20 protein-coding genes are annotated in these 15720 nt (G+C 73.0%); 16 read left to right on the forward strand and 4 right to left on the reverse strand.

The window, feature by feature from the left end; translation table 11 throughout:
- Positions 1 to 60: 60 nt before the first annotated feature.
- From RM572_RS07235 to RM572_RS07245, 4 genes are all read left to right on the forward strand, one after another.
- The gene (locus tag RM572_RS07235) at positions 61 to 771 is read left to right on the forward strand and encodes an LmeA family phospholipid-binding protein (protein WP_311672440.1); all 711 of its coding nucleotides are present in this window, start codon (positions 61 to 63) and stop codon (positions 769 to 771) included.
- Positions 772 to 976: 205 nt separating this feature from the next.
- Positions 977 to 1060: a putative leader peptide gene (locus RM572_RS29740; protein ID WP_368857738.1), complete on the forward strand. Its 84-nt coding sequence runs from the start codon at positions 977 to 979 to the stop codon at positions 1058 to 1060.
- A 191-nt stretch (positions 1061 to 1251) separates the two neighbouring features.
- The gene (locus RM572_RS07240) at positions 1252 to 2091 is read left to right on the forward strand and encodes a sulfurtransferase (RefSeq protein WP_027765652.1); all 840 of its coding nucleotides are present in this window, start codon (positions 1252 to 1254) and stop codon (positions 2089 to 2091) included.
- 46 nt (positions 2092 to 2137) lie between these two features.
- Positions 2138 to 2425: a DUF1416 domain-containing protein gene (locus tag RM572_RS07245; RefSeq protein ID WP_027765651.1), complete on the forward strand. Its 288-nt coding sequence runs from the start codon at positions 2138 to 2140 to the stop codon at positions 2423 to 2425.
- Positions 2426 to 2554: 129 nt separating this feature from the next.
- On the opposite strand, the gene RM572_RS07250 is transcribed toward RM572_RS07245, so the two are convergent.
- Positions 2555 to 2917, reverse strand: coding sequence for a DsrE family protein (locus RM572_RS07250; protein ID WP_027765650.1), 363 nt, complete (start codon positions 2915 to 2917; stop codon positions 2555 to 2557).
- Between the two features lie 127 nt (positions 2918 to 3044).
- Between RM572_RS07250 and RM572_RS07255 the strand changes: the two genes are divergently transcribed.
- The 6 genes from RM572_RS07255 (at position 3045) to ygfZ (ending at position 8061) form a co-directional block, all read left to right on the forward strand.
- Complete coding sequence (locus RM572_RS07255) at positions 3045 to 4001, forward strand: hypothetical protein (protein WP_311672441.1); 957 nt, start codon at positions 3045 to 3047, stop codon at positions 3999 to 4001.
- Positions 3998 to 4762 (forward strand): hypothetical protein, encoded by a 765-nt coding sequence (locus RM572_RS07260; protein ID WP_311672442.1) that lies wholly within the window; start codon positions 3998 to 4000, stop codon positions 4760 to 4762. The genes RM572_RS07255 and RM572_RS07260 overlap by 4 nt, the downstream gene beginning before the upstream one ends.
- Positions 4759 to 5709, forward strand: coding sequence for a hypothetical protein (locus RM572_RS07265; RefSeq protein ID WP_311672443.1), 951 nt, complete (start codon positions 4759 to 4761; stop codon positions 5707 to 5709). Before RM572_RS07260 ends, RM572_RS07265 begins: the two co-directional genes overlap by 4 nt.
- A 285-nt stretch (positions 5710 to 5994) precedes the next feature.
- Positions 5995 to 6558, forward strand: a complete 564-nt coding sequence (locus RM572_RS07270) for an FABP family protein (protein WP_136183507.1) — start codon at positions 5995 to 5997, stop codon at positions 6556 to 6558.
- A gap of 74 nt (positions 6559 to 6632) precedes the next feature.
- On the forward strand, positions 6633 to 7079 hold the full coding sequence (locus RM572_RS07275) for a Fur family transcriptional regulator (protein ID WP_311672444.1): 447 nt from the start codon (positions 6633 to 6635) through the stop codon (positions 7077 to 7079).
- A gap of 10 nt (positions 7080 to 7089) precedes the next feature.
- The gene (ygfZ, locus tag RM572_RS07280) at positions 7090 to 8061 is read left to right on the forward strand and encodes a CAF17-like 4Fe-4S cluster assembly/insertion protein YgfZ (RefSeq protein WP_311672445.1); all 972 of its coding nucleotides are present in this window, start codon (positions 7090 to 7092) and stop codon (positions 8059 to 8061) included.
- A 22-nt stretch (positions 8062 to 8083) separates the two neighbouring features.
- Here the strand turns inward: ygfZ and dtd are convergent, their stop codons facing one another.
- Positions 8084 to 8509: a D-aminoacyl-tRNA deacylase gene (dtd, locus tag RM572_RS07285; protein WP_311672446.1), complete on the reverse strand. Its 426-nt coding sequence runs from the start codon at positions 8507 to 8509 to the stop codon at positions 8084 to 8086.
- Between the two features lie 165 nt (positions 8510 to 8674).
- Between dtd and RM572_RS07290 the strand changes: the two genes are divergently transcribed.
- The 3 genes from RM572_RS07290 to RM572_RS07300 all read left to right on the forward strand — a co-directional run bounded on the left by RM572_RS07290 (position 8675) and on the right by RM572_RS07300 (position 11904).
- Positions 8675 to 9286: an RsiG family protein gene (locus RM572_RS07290; protein ID WP_311672447.1), complete on the forward strand. Its 612-nt coding sequence runs from the start codon at positions 8675 to 8677 to the stop codon at positions 9284 to 9286.
- Positions 9287 to 9530: 244 nt separating this feature from the next.
- Positions 9531 to 10499, forward strand: a complete 969-nt coding sequence (locus RM572_RS07295; RefSeq protein ID WP_311672448.1) for an asparaginase — start codon at positions 9531 to 9533, stop codon at positions 10497 to 10499.
- A gap of 151 nt (positions 10500 to 10650) precedes the next feature.
- The gene (locus tag RM572_RS07300) at positions 10651 to 11904 is read left to right on the forward strand and encodes a GNAT family N-acetyltransferase (protein WP_311672449.1); all 1254 of its coding nucleotides are present in this window, start codon (positions 10651 to 10653) and stop codon (positions 11902 to 11904) included.
- Positions 11905 to 11992: 88 nt separating this feature from the next.
- On the opposite strand, the gene RM572_RS07305 is transcribed toward RM572_RS07300, so the two are convergent.
- Positions 11993 to 12220, reverse strand: a complete 228-nt coding sequence (locus RM572_RS07305; RefSeq protein WP_311672450.1) for a DUF5133 domain-containing protein — start codon at positions 12218 to 12220, stop codon at positions 11993 to 11995.
- A 242-nt stretch (positions 12221 to 12462) separates the two neighbouring features.
- A complete protein-coding gene (locus RM572_RS07310; RefSeq protein ID WP_136183499.1) occupies positions 12463 to 12642 on the reverse strand; it encodes a hypothetical protein in 180 nt (59 codons plus the stop codon).
- Between the two features lie 240 nt (positions 12643 to 12882).
- Here RM572_RS07310 and RM572_RS07315 point away from each other — a divergent pair, with 240 nt between their 5' ends.
- From RM572_RS07315 to RM572_RS07325, 3 genes are all read left to right on the forward strand, one after another.
- On the forward strand, positions 12883 to 13734 hold the full coding sequence (locus RM572_RS07315) for a FadR/GntR family transcriptional regulator (protein ID WP_311672452.1): 852 nt from the start codon (positions 12883 to 12885) through the stop codon (positions 13732 to 13734).
- Between the two features lie 64 nt (positions 13735 to 13798).
- Complete coding sequence (locus RM572_RS07320; RefSeq protein ID WP_311672453.1) at positions 13799 to 14968, forward strand: aminoglycoside phosphotransferase family protein; 1170 nt, start codon at positions 13799 to 13801, stop codon at positions 14966 to 14968.
- A gap of 36 nt (positions 14969 to 15004) precedes the next feature.
- On the forward strand, positions 15005 to 15697 hold the full coding sequence (locus RM572_RS07325; protein ID WP_311672454.1) for an HAD family hydrolase: 693 nt from the start codon (positions 15005 to 15007) through the stop codon (positions 15695 to 15697).
- The last annotated feature ends 23 nt before the right edge of the window (positions 15698 to 15720 follow it).

A 15720-nucleotide genomic window follows, 5' to 3' on the forward strand; every position in this document is an offset into this window, starting at 1 on the left:
TCCGACCGAACGCACGTTAGGCTCCCCCGGAGTCGAACACCTGCCCTGGGGGATGCCCGCATGCGCGCCACACGTCGCACACTCGTGATCCTGCTCGTGCTGGCCGGCCTCTTCATCGGGGCGGACCGGCTGGCGGTGCACCTCGCCGAGCAGGAGGCGGCCGACCGGATCAGGTCCGCCGAGGGCCTGTCCGGCGCCGAGTCGACCAGCGTCGACATCCGCGGTTTCCCCTTCCTCACCCAGGTGCTGGACCGGAACCTCGACGAGGTGGACGTCGAGCTGACCGGCATGACGGCGGAGGCCGGGGACCGCGAGATCACCGTGACCCAGATGCAGGCCACCCTGACCGACGTCCGGCTCGGGGAGGGCTACGACACCGGGACCGCCGCGCGGGCCACCGGCAGCGCGTCGATCTCGTACGCCGACCTCAACGCCATAGCGCCCCCCGGCGTGAAGGTGTCGTACGCCGGAGCGGACCGGGCGGCCCGCAACCAGGTGAAGGTCAAGGTCGGCATCGAGATCTTCGGGCAGGAGCTGAAGCTTCCCGAGGCGATCTACAGCACCGTCGAGGTGAACGGCGACGAGCTGGAGCTGCACGCCGACGCCGTGCCGGGCGCCTCGATCCCGGGTGCCGAGGCGCAGGTCAGGTCGCGGATCGACTTCACCACCGGGGTGCGCGGGCTGCCCTCCGGCATCGCCCTGGACGACGCCGAGGTGACGGAGCGGGGCGTGCGCTTCACCCTCTCCGGCGCGGACGTGCCCCTCGGCTGACCGCCTCGTCCGCCCGGGGGACGGATCCCTCGTCCACAGAGCGAGACATCCCCGCCCGCAGAACGGATGCGGACGCCCGTCGCCCCCGTGGCGCCGGGCGTCCCGGCGTTTCGGCGTCCGCCTCCATCTCATGTCGCGGACGATCTCGTCTCACCATCCGGATCAGCGGTGACAGACCGGCCCGCTCCTCCGTACGATCGTGCACATGAAGCGACAGGCGGATCTCACCAAGCGACGGGCGGTCGACCTCTGCCGCGTCGCCGCCATGCTCTGTCGCACAGCCGTCTGACGGCCGTCCCCCGGCGCCCCGCGCCGGCCTGACGCCGCCGCGCACCGCCGCACGGACCGCGCTCCATCCCGCGTTTCCCGCACCTCGCGCTCCCGCGCCTCCCCCGGCGCACGCAGCGCGGCACATCCGGCGTGCGCCCGTACCGCCGCGTACGCACCCACACTGCTCACCCCGCTTCCGGAGGAGAACTGATGAGCCGCAGTGACGTCCTGGTGGACGCCGACTGGGTCGAGGCCCGCATCGACGACCCGAAGACGGTCATCGTCGAGGTGGACGAGGACACCTCGGCGTACGAGAAGAACCACATCCGCAACGCCGTCCGCATCGACTGGAAGCAGGACCTCCAGGACCCGGTGCGCCGCGACTTCGTCGACCAGACCGGCTTCGAGGAGCTGCTGTCGAAGAAGGGCATCGCCAACGACGACACCATCGTGCTGTACGGCGGCAACAACAACTGGTTCGCCGCCTACGCCTACTGGTACTTCAAGCTCTACGGCCACCAGGACGTCAAGCTCCTGGACGGCGGCCGCAAGAAGTGGGAGCTGGACTCCCGCGACCTGGTCGCCGAGGTGCCCGAGCGCCCGGAGACGCAGTACCGGGCCACGCCGCAGGACCTGTCGATCCGCGCCTTCCGCGACGAGGTCGTCGACGCGATCGGCAAGCAGAACCTGGTCGACGTCCGCTCCCCCGACGAGTTCAGCGGCAAGCTGCTCGCTCCCGCGCACCTGCCGCAGGAGCAGTCGCAGCGCCCCGGCCACGTGCCGACCGCGCGCAACATCCCGTGGTCGAAGTCCGCGAACGACGACGGCACCTTCAAGACGGACGACGAGCTGAAGGAGCTGTACGAGGCCGAGGGCGTCGACCTGGGCAAGGACACCATCGCCTACTGCCGCATCGGCGAACGGTCCGCCCACACCTGGTTCGTGCTGCACGAGCTGCTGGGCCAGGAGAACGTGAAGAACTACGACGGCTCCTGGACCGAGTACGGCTCGCTCGTCGGCGTGCCCGTCGAGGTCGGCGCCAACAACTGAGCCGGCCCGTCGGCCACGGCACACGAGCGAGAGGAACGCGACACCCATGTGCGGAGCACAGGCAGGCGGCCCGGACGCCTCCACCGTCAAGCCCGGTGAGACCACCATCCAGGGCAACGTGACCCGGGACGGCGAGCCCGTCACCGGCTATGTCCGGCTGCTGGACAGCACCGGCGAGTTCACCGCGGAGGTCCCGACCTCCGCGACCGGCCAGTTCCGCTTCTACGCGGCCGAAGGCACCTGGACCGTACGGGCCCTGGTGCCCGGCGGCACCGCGGACCGTACGGTCGTCGCCCAGCAGGGCGGGCTCGCCGAGGTCGCGATCGCGGTCTGAGCCGTTCGACCGGATGAGGCCGGTCCGGGCGCGGACCGGCCGAACCGGGTCCGAGGGCCGCATCCCACGGGTTGGACACCCGGGGTGCGGCCCTCGGCGCGTCCGGACACGGCACCACCAGCCGTCGCGTCAGTACACGAGGGCCTGCGCGCCGTCGGCCATCGCCTCGCTGACGAACACCTGCGCCCCGGCGATCCGGACGCCCTCCAGGACGTCCTTCTCCTCGATGTCCCGCCGCTTGGCGCACTGCGTGCACAGGGTGATCCGGCCGCCCGCCCGGATGCCCTCGATCAGCTCGGGCAGCGGTGCGGCGTGCGGCAGTTCGAACTCCGCCGCACGGCCCGGCAGCGCGAACCACGCCGACTCACCCGTCAGCCACAGCGACACCTCCACGCCGCTGGCGGCCGCGACCGCCGCCACCGTGAACGCCTGCGAGCAGCGCTCGGGCGCGTCCGCCCCCGCCGTCACCTTGATCACCAGCTTCTTCGCCATGCCCCCACGGTATGCGGCGCCCCGCCGTCTCCCGCTCCGGCCCGCCGCAACCGGATCGTGATCATGCGTAGGGCAACTTTCCGGCCTCCTCCCCGGTCAGCGCGTTGACGAGAACATGAGGAGCCCCATGGAAGACCAGCCCGCGAGACCGGCGGACCCGCCGGCCGCCCCCGCGGCGGCGCAGCAGGAACCGGAGCCGGAGACCACGCCGGAGGCCGGGAGCACGGCCGGTGACGCCGACGCGCCCGCGCCGGGACCCACGACCGCGCCCGACGACCCGCCCGCGTCCGCGCCGGGTGCGCCCGCCCTCGCCGACGCCCCCGCCACACCCGGCGCGGACGCGCCGGAGGAGCCAGCCCCCCGCCGCCCGCGCGGCCGTACGACCCTGCTGCTGGCGGCCGCCGCCCTGCTCGGCGTCGTGGCCGGTGTCGCCACCGGCTACACCGTCCAGGCCGAACGCCCACCCACCCCGCTGCCCCCGCTCTCCCAGGCACAGCTGTCCTACCCGGACAAGCACGTCCCGGCCGACGAGTGGGAACCCGTCCCGGCGAAGCACGACCGCCGCGTCCGCACCGACGGCGACCTCCGCAAGCTCCTGGTGAAGAAGCCGAAGGGCGCGCGGGAGTTCTCCTTCCTTCCGATCACGGACGGCTGGGTGACCCCGGCCGACTACGCCCGCGGGTTCGAGCAGCCGGGGAGCATGTTCGACAGCCTCCTGGAGATGAACGTCCGGCGCATCGCGGCGACGGAGTGGGAGCACGGTGACCAGGTGACCAGCGTCGTGCTGGTGCAGTTCCACGACCAGTCGGCGCGGTCTGCTCCCGGCCACGCGTGGTCGCAGGGCTCGTACATGGTGGGCGACGACTACGCCGGCAACGGCGGCCACCCGATCGAGGGTTCGGACGACGGCCGCTACTGGGTCTACGACACGCCGTTCCGCGAGCCGGGCTACCTCCCGGTGTACGGCGCCCGGGCCCTCGCCTGCCGCGGCGACATCGTGCTGGACATCCACATCACGGACACCGGCCCGATCGGTTCCGACGAGATCCGCGACATCGCCGAGCGTCAGTTGGAGCGCCTGTGAACGCCCGCCGGAAGCAGACACTCACCCTCGCCCTCGCGTCGGTCCTCGTGCTGGGCGCGGCGGGGGGCGGGCTCGCCTACACCAAGGTCACCGTGGACGCCGCCGACCGGACGGCCGCCACCAGGGTCTGGAAGGCGCCGCCCAGGGCCCCCTCCGTCGACGACCCGGTGCCGGACGTGTCGAACGGGCGCGTCGACACTCCGCTGAGCAAGGAACTGCTCCCCGTGTCCGCCGACTACCGGCTCGGCCCCGACGTCGAGGGCTTCGGCAACGACGCCCACCTGACCGGCCCGGAGGCCGAGGCGCTGTTCCGGAAGGGCTCGGAGAGCCTGCCCAGCAAGCAGCGCAAGGAACACCGCCGCTTCGTGCGGAAGCTGCGCATCGAGGGCATGGCCATGCGGTCGTACACCCGCTACAGCGACGACCTGAAGGTCGAGATCACGCTGGCGCAGCTGGGCGACCGGGGCGCGGTCGAGGATCTGAACACCTTCCAGCGCGAACTGGCCGACGCCTTCTCGATCCTGCGCAAGGGACCGAAGATCAAGGGCCACGACGCAGCGAAGTGCTTCCTCCTGCCCGAGGACGATGACGCGGAAGTGGGCGAGATGTTCTGCACGGCGCACGAGGACGACGTCCTGGTGTCCCTGTCGGCTGCCGGGTCCGACGACTACGACGGCACGGAGTTCGACCGGAAAGAGGTGGCGAAGCTGCTGGAGAAGCAGTTGGACCGGCTGAGCAAGGGCGGAGGGGTCAGCGCGTGAGCGAGTCCACGGTGACCGGCCCCGAGCCGGCCGCGCCGGACGCGGCCCCCGCCACCGTCCCCCCGACGGACGCGACGCCCGCGCCGACGAACGCACCGCCGCGGCCGGAGTCCCCGCCCGCCGCCGGGCCGGTGGCGGAGCCTTCGCAGACGGACGAGACGCCGGCCGAACCCTCCGCGCCCGCCCGCCGCCGGCGGTTGCTGCGCGCAGTCGCCCGCTGGACGGCGGCCGTGGCCGTCTTCGGCGTGCTCGGCACCGGCGTCGCCTACGGGATCACCGAGCTGGAGCGGACGGATGTGCCGGGCCTGGCCACCGCGCCGGACGGGCGCTGGGCGTATCCGGAGCTGAAGCTCCCTGCTCTGCCGGAGGGTTCGCCGCGCCCGTTCGCCGAGGGCAACGACGGCGAGATCCACCACGCGGACGTCCGCGACCTGCTGCTGCCCGCACCGCGGGGAGCGCGCGGTGGCGAGGACCTGCCCGGCATCGAGGGCACCTGGGTGTCCGTCGACACGTTCGCGCAGGCGTACGTGGACGCGGACCGCGACGAGCTGAAGCAGACGCTGCGCGACACCGCGGTCCGGCACATCGCCGCCCGCGGCTGGCGGATGCCCGACGGCACCCGCACCACCGTCTACCTGCTCCGGTTCAACAGCGCCGCCTATCCCGGCGACTTCCTCTCGACCACCGCCAGCGGGGCCTCCCCGTACGTCACGGTCACCGACGGGGAGATGGCGACGCTGGACGACGGCTGGCCGGAGGACGTCGAGGTGCCGGACATCGAGCACTACACGTTCGACGAGTCCGAGCCGCGCGGCGAGCGGCACGTGCGGCAGGCGTATCTGGTCGCGGGGGACACCGTCGCCGTGATCGTCCAGTCGCGGAAGGGCGAAGCGGCCGCCGTGCCGTTCCAGCAGACGGTGATCCTGCAGTCACAGCTGCTCGGCTGAGCCGCCCGCCGGGGCGCACCTCGGGGCGGTGCACGCCACAGCACCGGCCCGGCGGGCCGCCCGCGGCGGCGACTAGACTCGGGGCCGGCGCGGACTCCGCGCCGGCCCCGTCACGACAGAGCGCGCAAGGAGAGCCCGACGTGCTGCACGCATTCTTCACCACCCTGATGGTCCTGGTGGGCCTCGGGACCCTGGCCTTCACGGTTCTCGTCGTCAAGAAGCTCTACCAGGGCCAGCGCTGACCCCTTTCCGCCGCATCCGTTCACCACAGATCGTCTGGTTCCCATGATCGAGATTCCGTCCGACCTGCACCCGGACCTGGTTCCGCTCGCCTTCCTGCTCGGCAACTGGACCGGTGCCGGCGTCGCAGAATTCCCGGGCACGGACAAGTGCAACTTCGGCCAGGAGGTCACCTTCTCCCACGACGGGCGCGACTTCCTGGAGTACGTCTCGCACAGCTGGGTGCTCGACGACGAGGGGAAGAAGACCGCTCCGCTGGAGACCGAGACCGGCTACTGGCGCATCGACGCAGAGCGCAAGGTCGAGGCCGTGATGATCCGCGACCAGGGCGTCGCCGAGGTCTGGTACGGCGAGCTGGCCGACCAGAAGCCGCAGATCGACCTGGCCACCGACGCCATCGCCCGCACCGCCTCCGCCGGCGAGTACAGCGGCGGCAAGCGGCTCTACGGCTACGTCAAGGGCGACCTGATGTGGGTCGGCGAGAAGGCCACCCCCGAGGTGCCGCTGCGGCCGTACATGTCCGCGCACCTGAAGAAGGTCGTCGACCCCAGCGAGTGGGCGAAGGACCTCAAGGACCTCCCGGACGACGGCATCGCCTTCTTCAAGTAGGCCCGCCCCCTCACCGCACCGCCCCGGGCTGAGCACGGGGGCGACCGTCACCCGGCGACTCGTAGAATGGGCGGGTGGTGACCACCGACTGGCAGAGCGATCTGAGGGCGCGCGGGTACCGGCTGACCCCGCAGCGCCAGCTCGTACTGGAGGCCGTGGACAAGCTCGAGCACTCCACCCCCGACGACATCCTCGCCGAGGTGCGGAGGACCGCGGGCGGCGTGAACATCTCCACGGTCTACCGCACGCTGGAGCTGCTGGAGGAGCTGGGCCTGGTCTCGCACGCCCACCTGGGGCACGGCGCGCCGACGTACCACCTCGCGGACCGGCACCACCACATGCACCTGGTGTGCCGGGACTGCACCGACGTCATCGAGGCGGAGCTGTCCGTCGCCGACCCCTTCACGGCCGCGCTGCGCGAGCGCTTCGGGTTCGAGACGGACATGAAGCACTTCGCGATCTTCGGACGCTGTGAGAAGTGCCGGAACCGGGCCGCGCAGGAGGGCGACGACGCGCCGTAGGCTGGGGGCCATGAAGAGCCCGCTCCTCTCCCTTCCCGGCGCCGTCCCCGCCGAAGGCGCGGACGAAGGTGTCGCCGCGCACTACGGCGACCTCTTCCGCGAGCAGCGCGCCCTCGCGGACGGCACCGGATTCGTCGACCTCTCCCACCGCGGCGTGGTCACCGTCACCGGCGACGACCGGCTGACCTGGCTGCACCTGCTGCTCACCCAGTACGTGGAGGACCTGCGGCCGGGGCACGCCACCGAGGCGCTGGTCCTCTCCGCGCACGGTCACGTCGAACACGCGCTGTACCTGGTCGACGACGGCGAGACGACCTGGCTGCACACCGAGCCGGGCGCCCAGGGCGACCTCCTCGCCTACCTGGAGTCCATGAAGTTCTTCTACCGGGTGGAGACCGCCGACCGCACCGACGCGTACGCCGTCGTGCACCTGCCTGCCGGTTCGATCGCGGAGACCCCCGCCGACGCCGTCGCCCGGGAGACCGCGCACGGGCGGGACCTGTTCCTGCCCCGCGAGGCGCTGGAGTCGTTCGCCGAGGCGCACCGCCCCGCCGTCGGCGTGCTGGCGCACGAGGCGCTGCGGGTGGAGACGCACCGGCCGCGGCTCGGCATGGAGACCGACCACCGCACCATCCCGCACGAGGTCGGCTGGATCGGCTCCGCCGTGCACCTGCAGAAGGGCTGCTACCGCGGCCAGGAGACCGTCGCCCGCGTGCAGAACCTGGGGAAGCCGCCGCGGCGGCTGGTCTTCCTCCACCTGGACGGCAGCGAGGTGCGCATCCCGCAGCACGGCGACGCGGTGCGGCTGGCCGCCGACGGGGTCGAGGGCCGGAAGCTGGGCTTCGTCACCACCTCGGCCCGTCACCACGAACTCGGGCCGATCGCCCTGGCGCTGGTGAAGCGGAACGTGCCGGTGGACGCTCCGCTGATCGCCGGGGAGGACGCCACCGCGGCGGCGCAGGAGGTCGTCGTCGCCCCCTGACGCCGCCGGGCGCCGCACCCCGTCAGACCTCCAGGAGCACGGTGAACGGGCCGTCGTTCGTCAGCGACACCTTCATCTGCGCGCCGAACCGGCCCGTCGCCACCTCCGCACCCAACGCGCGGAGCTGCGCGACGACTTCGTCCACCAGCGGCTCGGCGACCGGACCGGGCGCGGCAGCCTGCCAGGTGGGGCGGCGCCCCTTCCGGGCGTCACCGTAGAGAGTGAACTGGCTGACCACCAGCAGCGGTGCGCCCGCGTCCGAACACGACTTCTCCCCGTCGAGGATGCGTACGGACCACAGCTTGCGGGCGAGTTGCGCCGCCTTCGCGGGTGTGTCGTCGTGCGTGACCCCGACCAGCACGCACAGGCCCTCGCCGACGATCTCTCCGACCGTCTCGCCGTCCACGACGACGCGCGCGCCGTCCACTCTCTGCACCACTGCTCGCATGCCCGCCATGATGCCGTGCCGCCCGACGCGGACGGGCGGGGTGCCGCCGTATGGGTGCCGAACGCTGCGCGCGACGGCCACGCGGTGGCACGATGCGCGTACGGGATGCGTACACGAGGTGCGTACCGTGGCACCACGGGCAAAAGGGCACGAGGGGACGTCACCATGGACTCAGCCGGAACCGGACGCGCTCCCGGGGGCACGTCGGCCCCCTCCGGCCGTACGCCCGCCTCGGCCGCCTCCTCCCTGCCGCCCGCGCAGCGCGCGGCGGCGGCCCGGGAGGCCCTGCGCGAGGAGGAGCCGCCGGAGCTGACCGGCAGCACGCTCCCCGAGTTGCGCGACCTGCGCCGCGCCGCCCAGCGCGAGGAGGCCGACCTCAGCTACGTGCGGCGGCTGCTCCAGGGCCGCATCGACATCCTGCGCGCCGAACTGGCCCGGCGCACCGAGCCCGGTTCGCCGCTGCTGGACCTCCTGCCGGAGATCCTGGTCGACGCCCCCTCCCGGCACCGCCAGTCGGCCCGCCACGTCACGGTCGGCACCCCGCACCGCGCCGAGTACCGGGCGCTGGCGGAGGAGATGCTGGCCGAGGTCGAACTCTCCGACCTCACCGCCCGTACCGACGACGAACTGCACGGCGCGATGGGCCGCCTGATCCGGTACGAGCAGCAGGTCTCCGGCCGCCGCCAGGCCCTCCACCGCACGGCGGACGCGTGCAGCGCCGAGATCGCCCGCCGCTACCGCGAGGGCGAGGCGCACGTCGACGACCTCCTGGCCTGAGAACTTCTGAGCCGCCGACGGACCGCACCTCCGCACCCTCCGGGCGCGCGGGCACGTGGGCACGGGCGGGGGCGGGGGTGAGCCGCGGGGCGGGGAGCGGGAAGGATGCCCGGTGCACGGACCAGGGCGGCGCACCCGCTACTGTAAGGAGCGTCCCCGCAGAACGCACCGTACAACCCGCAGCACACCGCCCACTCTCCGTCACCCCGGACGGGTCCGGGCGGACCGCCCGGAGGCCCCGCCCATGACCGCTCCCGCAGCGCAGCAGCCGCCCGCGCACCCGATCCTCGCCGAGATCGTCCGCTCCGGCTTCGTCGAGGGCCACCACCGCGGCTCCCTCGTCACCCTCGCCGCCGACGGCACCGTCGACCTCGCCCTGGGCGACGTCACCACCCCGGTCTTCCCGCGCTCCTCGACCAAGCCGGTCCAGGCCGCCGCCGTCCTGCGGGCCGGCCTGGACCTGTCCGGTGAACGCCTCGCGCTCGCCGCCGCCAGCCACTCCGGCGAGCGCTTCCACCTGGAGCTGGTGGAGAAGATGCTCGCCGAGCACGGCCTGGCCGAGTCCGACCTCCGATGCCCGCCGGACCTGCCGCTGGACCGCGCGGAGGCGGACGCCCACCTCGCCGCGGGCGGCACCCGTACCCGCGTCGCGATGAACTGCTCCGGCAAGCACACCGCCATGCTGGCCGCCTGCAAGATCAACGGCTGGTCGACGGACGACTACCTCGCGCCCGGCCACCCGCTCCAGCGGCTGGTCGCGGGCACGGTGGCCGACCTGGGCGGCGAGCCCGTCGCCCACACCGGCGTGGACGGGTGCGGCGCGCCGCTGATGGCCGTGTCGCTCACCGCGCTGGCCCGCACCTTCCGCTCCCTCGCGCGGGCCGGCGACGGCACCCCCGAGGGACGGGTCGCGGCGGCCATGCGCGCCCACCCCGAGTACGTCGCGGGCACCCGCCGGCACGACACCTGGGTGATGCGGGACGTGCCGGGCGCGGTGGCCAAGATGGGCGCGGAGGCCGTGCAGGCGGTGGCGCTGCCCGACGGCCGCGCGCTGGCGTTCAAGGTCGACGACGGTTCGGTACGCGCCCTGGCGCCCGTGCTCGCCCGCGCCCTGGCCGTGCTGGGCGTCACCGGCCCGGTCCTCGACCGCCTCGCGGACAGCCCGCTGCTGGGCGGCGGCGTGCGCGTCGGGGAGATCCGCGCCGCGTTCTGAGGCCCCGCCGCCCACCGACCCGCCGTCCCTTCCGTGCCGTGGCCCCTTCTGTGCCGTACCCCCTTCCGTGCCGTCGCCCCTTCCGCGCCGCGCCGTGGCCGGGCGGAAAACGACGTGCGCCGCTGGTCAGCACCCATCTAGCGTGGTGCCCATGACGCCCGAGATCCGGACCCTCACCGCCGACGACCTGCCCGCCTGGTTCCGCGCGGTCCACGTCGGCTTCCTGAACGGCAAGGAGCTGACGGACGAGGAGATCGCGGTGCGCGGCGGCGGGGTGGGCGTCGACCGCACTCAGGGCGCGTTCGACGGCGGCCGCTGCGTGGGCACCTTCCGCACCATGCCGCAGCAGCTGACCGTGCCGGGCGGTGCGGCGCTGCCGTCCTGCGCCGTCACCAACGTCACCGTCTCCCCCACGCACCGGCGTCGCGGCCTGCTCACCCGCATGATGGGCGAGGCCATGGCGGCGGCGAAGGAACGCGGCGACGCCGTCGCCTCCCTGATCGCCGCCGAGTACCCGATCTACGGCCACCACGGTTTCGGCCCGGCCGCCTGGACCACCGAGTTCACGGTCGACGTCCCCCGGACCGGCCTGAACCGCCGCTACGCCGGGCCGCCTCCGGGCGAGGGACGCGTCGACCTGGTCGAGCCGGAGGCGTTCCGCCGCGTGGCCCCGGAGTTCCACGAGCGGTTCCGCGCGCAGTCGCACCGCCAGGGCGTCATCGACCGGAACGACCGCTGGTGGCGGATGACCACCGGCGCACTCCGCTGGCCCGACGACGAGTGGGAGCCCCCGTTCTGCGCCGTCTTCCGCGACGCCGAGGGCGTCGTGCAGGGCACCGTGACGTACACCGCCCGGCACGACACCTGGCACAACAAGCTGCCGCACTGCACCCTCAGCGTCGGCAAGCTGGAGGCCGCCACTCCGCAGGCCGAACGCGCGCTGTGGCACTTCCTGTTGTCCGTCGACTGGGTCACCACGCTCCGCTCCGGCTACCGCGCACCCGACGACGTGCTGCCGCTGCTGCTGCCGGACCCGCGGGCCGCGCGCATCGACGCGCACGCCGACTTCCTGTGGCTGCGTCCGCTGGACGTCCCGCGCATGCTGGAGGCCCGCACGTACGCCGTGCCCGGGACCCTCGTCCTCGACCTGCACGACGAGACCGGCCTCGCCGGCGGGAGGTTCCGCCTGGAGACCGGCCCGGAAGGCGCCGCGTGCACGCGCACCGAGGACGGCGCGGACCTGTCGATGGACATCGCCGCGCTGGGCACCCTCTACCTGGGCGACGAGACGGCGACCCGCCTGACCGCCCTGGGGCGCGTGGCCGAGCACACGCCCGGAGCGGCGGCGACGGCCGACGCGCTCTTCCGCACCGCGCGCCGCCCCTGGTGCCCGGACGTCTTCTGACGGCCACGGGCGCCTGGCTCGTCGTCACCACCGACGACGACGGCGACGCACGGCGATGAGGCCGGCCCGTTCCGAGGCGTCCCCGCGGTCAGTGCTCCAGCACCGAGTCGTCCTCCGGGCGGGCACCGGGCAGGTGGTGCCGCGCCGCGATCAACGCGGCGTCGACGTCCTGCGTGCCGGTCGCGATGCACAGCGTGTACGACACGTCGTCCAGACGCTGCCGTGCCTTGTCGCTGCCCTCCTCGGCGTGCAGCGCGCGCAGCGTCTCGTACTGCTCGACCAGCTTCTCCAGGACCGCGGGGTGAGCCATCAGCATGTCCGGCTCCTTCCGTGGTTCGCCGCCTGCGGCGGCATCGGGCGCTTCTGCGGTGCTCAGCCGTGACGGTGACGTTCCGGAGAGCGGCGGGAGCGCGCCGGGCGGCACACCGGTCCGAGTGCGACCCGAAGGTCGCTCCCGCGGGTGCTTGAGGTCCCAAGCACGTAGACCTTTTACAGTCCACGCCCCCCGCCCGGGTACGTCAAGTCGACCTGTCCCGGGGAGCGACCGCACGGTGACACTCAGTGCACGAGCAGCAGGGTGAGCACCACGGCGCCGACGCAGCTGCACGTGACGTTCTTCGCGTGCCAGCCGATGCTCAGCAGCACGAGCGCGAAGACGCCGGCGACGCCGAAGCGCCACTCCACGAGTTCCTCGAAGGCGACGACGAAGACGGCGAAGAGCATCGCGAGGACGGGCATGGCGTTCTCCCTCCGGGAGAATCCGGACCGCTGCGCGGCCCGGACGCGGACCTTTGACGGGGTGGAACCCTTGAGCCCGAGGGCCATCGGCGGAGAACTTCGTCGTCCTCCCGCGAATTGTTGACGAACACCGACCAACTCTGCCCAACTTCTTCCCGGTTGGCGCGAGGTCGAAAACAGTTCGCCTCGAACAACGTCCAACAACTCCCCAACTCACCGCCCGCGTTGTACGGTCGATCAGTGAGCTCCCAGAGCACGTCCCTGACCGTCGCCGCCGTGCTGCGCGAGCGCATCACCAGCGGCGCGGTGGCCCCCGGAGGCTCGCTGCCCAAGCGGGCCGACCTCGCGGCCGAGTTCGGCGTGAGCGGCAGCGTGATCCGGCAGGCGCTGACCACGCTCGAGGACGAGGGCCTGGTCACCCTCGGCCGCGGCGCCCCGGCCACGGTGAACGAGCCCCCGCCGCCCGCCCCGGCTCCGCAGACCGCCGGCGTCCTCCTCCCGGACCGCATCCGCGCGGCCTTCGAAGCCGAACACGTCACGATCGACAGCTTCTCCCTCACCGCGGAGACCCTGCACGAAGCTCTCGCCGTCGCCTACCTGGGCGTGAGATCCGGCGCGCTCACCCCCCGGTCGATCGCCCTGCGGGTCATGGTGCCCGCCATCGACACCCGCCTCGCCCTGCCCAGCCTGATCGACGACCCGGGCGACACCAGGCCGCTGGAACGCCTGCGCGGCATCATGAACACCTGTCACGACACCTTGGCCATGGGGCTGAACTCGCTGCACCTGAGAGGTCACGTCCCCGAGGTCGCGCTGGAGTTCCGCAGCGTCCCGCTCACGCCCATGCACAAGCTGTACCTCCTCAACGGCACCGAGTCCCTGATCGGGTACTACGAAGTCGTTCCCGAGACGGTCCTCCTCGAGGGCGGCGAGGCGAGGATCTACGACGTGCTCGGCATCGACTCCCTCCTCTTCCGCTCCTCGTCCGGGCCGGACAGCCGGGACGCGCAGGACGCGGCCTTCGTCGTGTCCTCCCAGAGGTGGTTCGACTCGCTCTGGAATTCGATCGCCCGCCCCATCGAGTCCGGCTGAGCCGGGTGGCAGCCCTGTCAGTACGCTCTCTGCCACCCATCCCTCGTCCCTCGATCGAGTCCCGATGCCCCTGCCACCGACGCTGCACCAGCTGCACCTGCACTGGCACGTGAACCGCCACCAGCGCGCCCCCGACGGCCGGGTCCTGGCGGGCCATCACCACCACAACGTCGTCGTCCCTCTGCGCAAGCCGCTCGCCACCCTGGTCAGCGCGGACGTGGGCGAGGTGGTGACCATCCGCGCCCGGCGCCGGACGCTCGGGGTGGTCCTGCGCGCGTGGGAGGACGAGGCGGCCGTCGTGGAGGCGGTGCGACCGCAGTTCCCGGAGCTGCCCCGCCCCCTGCACGCCCTCCGCCGTGGCTCGGTCTACACCTACGTCGACGGGACCTCGCTGGCCGAGACCGAACCAGCGGGCCGCCCGGTGCAGAACGGCACCATGCGGCGCATCGCCGGCATCTTCGGGCGGCTGGCCACCGTGGACGGCCACCGGCTGCCGCCGCGGCCCGTCGGCGACGCGCACGAGGCGTGGCCGGACGAGGGCGACTCCGCGGGCTTCCTCGCCCGGCTGGCGCGGCACGCCGAGCACCGCGTGCATCTGCCGAACCGGAGGCGCTTCGGGCAGCTCCTCGACGACCTGGAGGTGCCGCGGGACGCCGTCGCGCGGTTCGAGATCACCGCCAAGTCGCTGACCCCGCGCCCGTTCGGTCTGCTGCACACCGACATCCATCGCTCGAACCTCGTCGTCCGGCCCGGTGGAGACCTCTGCCTGGTGGACTGGGAACTGGCTCTCTACGGCGATCCCCTGCACGACCTGGCCACGCACCTGGCCCGCATGCGCTACGGCAAGCAGGAGCGTCTCAGGATGGTCGAGCTGTGGCGGCAGGAGATGATCTCCCGCGACCTGCACGCCCGCGTCGCCGGCATGGGCGGCGGCAGGCGCGACGGCGACCTCGCCCGCTACCTCGACTTCGAGTACGCCCAGTCCGTCCATGCGGACACGATGCGAGCGGCCCTCTCACTCCCCGGATCTCCCTCGGCGGCCGAGTTCGTCGCCGCGGCCGCTGCGGTCCGCAGGGCGCTGCGCCGGGCGCAGGCGCCGCTCGACCTGGTCCACGTGCCGACCCGGAAGGCGGTCGAGGAGGCGCTGCGCGCCTGGCACGCCCGCCATCACTCGGTCTCGGGCACCCTCGCCCGCGTGCTCGGCGCTGTACGGAGGCCGATGGGGCGGCGATAGTTGAGCTGTCCAGCCCGCCCGGCGAAACGGATCGCGATGCGCCCACTCGTAGACGCCGCCAGCACCGTCCTGTTCGACTTCGACGGACCGCTCTGCGCCCTCTTCCACGGACGCCCGGCTCCCCAGGTGGCCGAGCGGCTGCGGACGCTCGGCGACGGCTTCGACGAGGGCGGGGAGAGCAAGCGCTGGCTGCCGGACACGCGCGACCCGTACGTGATCCTCGCGAGCGCCCTCAGCTCCGGCCGCAGCCGGGAGCTCACGACGCTGCTGGAGAAGGCGCTGACGGAGGAGGAGAGCGAGGCGGCGCCGCTCGCCTACCCCACCCCGTACGCCGACCGGCTCGTGCACACGCTGCGCGCGACCGGCCGGCGGCTGGCCGTCGCCACGAACAACTCCCCCTCCGCCGTCGAGCGCTACCTGCGGACCCGGGCCACGGACGAGGTGTTCGCCGGGCACGTCCACGGCCGCACGCCCGACGAGCTGCGGCTGAAGCCGGACCCGTACTGCCTCGAACGGGCGCTGGCGTCGACGGCGACCGCGCCCGCCGACGCCCTGATGATCGGCGACGCGGCACGGGACTTCGAGGCGGCGCGGGCCCTCGGGGTCCCCTTCCTCGGGTACGCGAGCACGGAGGGCAAGGCGGCGCGGCTGCGTGCGGCGGGGGCGGAGCACGTCGTCGACTCGCTGGCGCCCGTGCTGCGTGCCGTCGACCCCGCCGCACGCGTCTGAGCGGCCCGACCGGCCACCAGCCG

It is taken from the genome of Streptomyces hazeniae (genome assembly GCF_031845485.1).
Classification (GTDB): Bacteria; Actinomycetota; Actinomycetes; order Streptomycetales; family Streptomycetaceae; genus Streptomyces; species Streptomyces hazeniae.

What these genes read in the sequence shown, in the direction of transcription:
- RM572_RS07310 (WP_136183499.1), bottom strand. Translation starts at nt 12,642, where the DNA reads ATGCCCGTCCTCGCGATGCTCTTCGCCGTCTTCGTCGTCGCCTTCGAG.
- RM572_RS07270 (WP_136183507.1), top strand. Translation starts at nt 5,995, where the DNA reads ATGATCGAGATTCCGTCCGACCTGCACCCGGACCTGGTTCCGCTCGCC.
- RM572_RS07325 (WP_311672454.1), top strand. Translation starts at nt 15,005, where the DNA reads ATGCGCCCACTCGTAGACGCCGCCAGCACCGTCCTGTTCGACTTCGAC.
- RM572_RS07305 (WP_311672450.1), bottom strand. Translation starts at nt 12,220, where the DNA reads ATGCTGATGGCTCACCCCGCGGTCCTGGAGAAGCTGGTCGAGCAGTAC.
- RM572_RS07300 (WP_311672449.1), top strand. Translation starts at nt 10,651, where the DNA reads ATGACGCCCGAGATCCGGACCCTCACCGCCGACGACCTGCCCGCCTGG.
- RM572_RS07295 (WP_311672448.1), top strand. Translation starts at nt 9,531, where the DNA reads ATGACCGCTCCCGCAGCGCAGCAGCCGCCCGCGCACCCGATCCTCGCC.
- RM572_RS07240 (WP_027765652.1), top strand. Translation starts at nt 1,252, where the DNA reads ATGAGCCGCAGTGACGTCCTGGTGGACGCCGACTGGGTCGAGGCCCGC.
- RM572_RS07255 (WP_311672441.1), top strand. Translation starts at nt 3,045, where the DNA reads ATGGAAGACCAGCCCGCGAGACCGGCGGACCCGCCGGCCGCCCCCGCG.
- RM572_RS07235 (WP_311672440.1), top strand. Translation starts at nt 61, where the DNA reads ATGCGCGCCACACGTCGCACACTCGTGATCCTGCTCGTGCTGGCCGGC.
- RM572_RS07250 (WP_027765650.1), bottom strand. Translation starts at nt 2,917, where the DNA reads ATGGCGAAGAAGCTGGTGATCAAGGTGACGGCGGGGGCGGACGCGCCC.
- RM572_RS29740 (WP_368857738.1), top strand. Translation starts at nt 977, where the DNA reads ATGAAGCGACAGGCGGATCTCACCAAGCGACGGGCGGTCGACCTCTGC.
- RM572_RS07245 (WP_027765651.1), top strand. Translation starts at nt 2,138, where the DNA reads ATGTGCGGAGCACAGGCAGGCGGCCCGGACGCCTCCACCGTCAAGCCC.
- RM572_RS07320 (WP_311672453.1), top strand. Translation starts at nt 13,799, where the DNA reads ATGCCCCTGCCACCGACGCTGCACCAGCTGCACCTGCACTGGCACGTG.
- ygfZ (WP_311672445.1), top strand. Translation starts at nt 7,090, where the DNA reads ATGAAGAGCCCGCTCCTCTCCCTTCCCGGCGCCGTCCCCGCCGAAGGC.
- dtd (WP_311672446.1), bottom strand. Translation starts at nt 8,509, where the DNA reads ATGCGAGCAGTGGTGCAGAGAGTGGACGGCGCGCGCGTCGTCGTGGAC.
- RM572_RS07290 (WP_311672447.1), top strand. Translation starts at nt 8,675, where the DNA reads ATGGACTCAGCCGGAACCGGACGCGCTCCCGGGGGCACGTCGGCCCCC.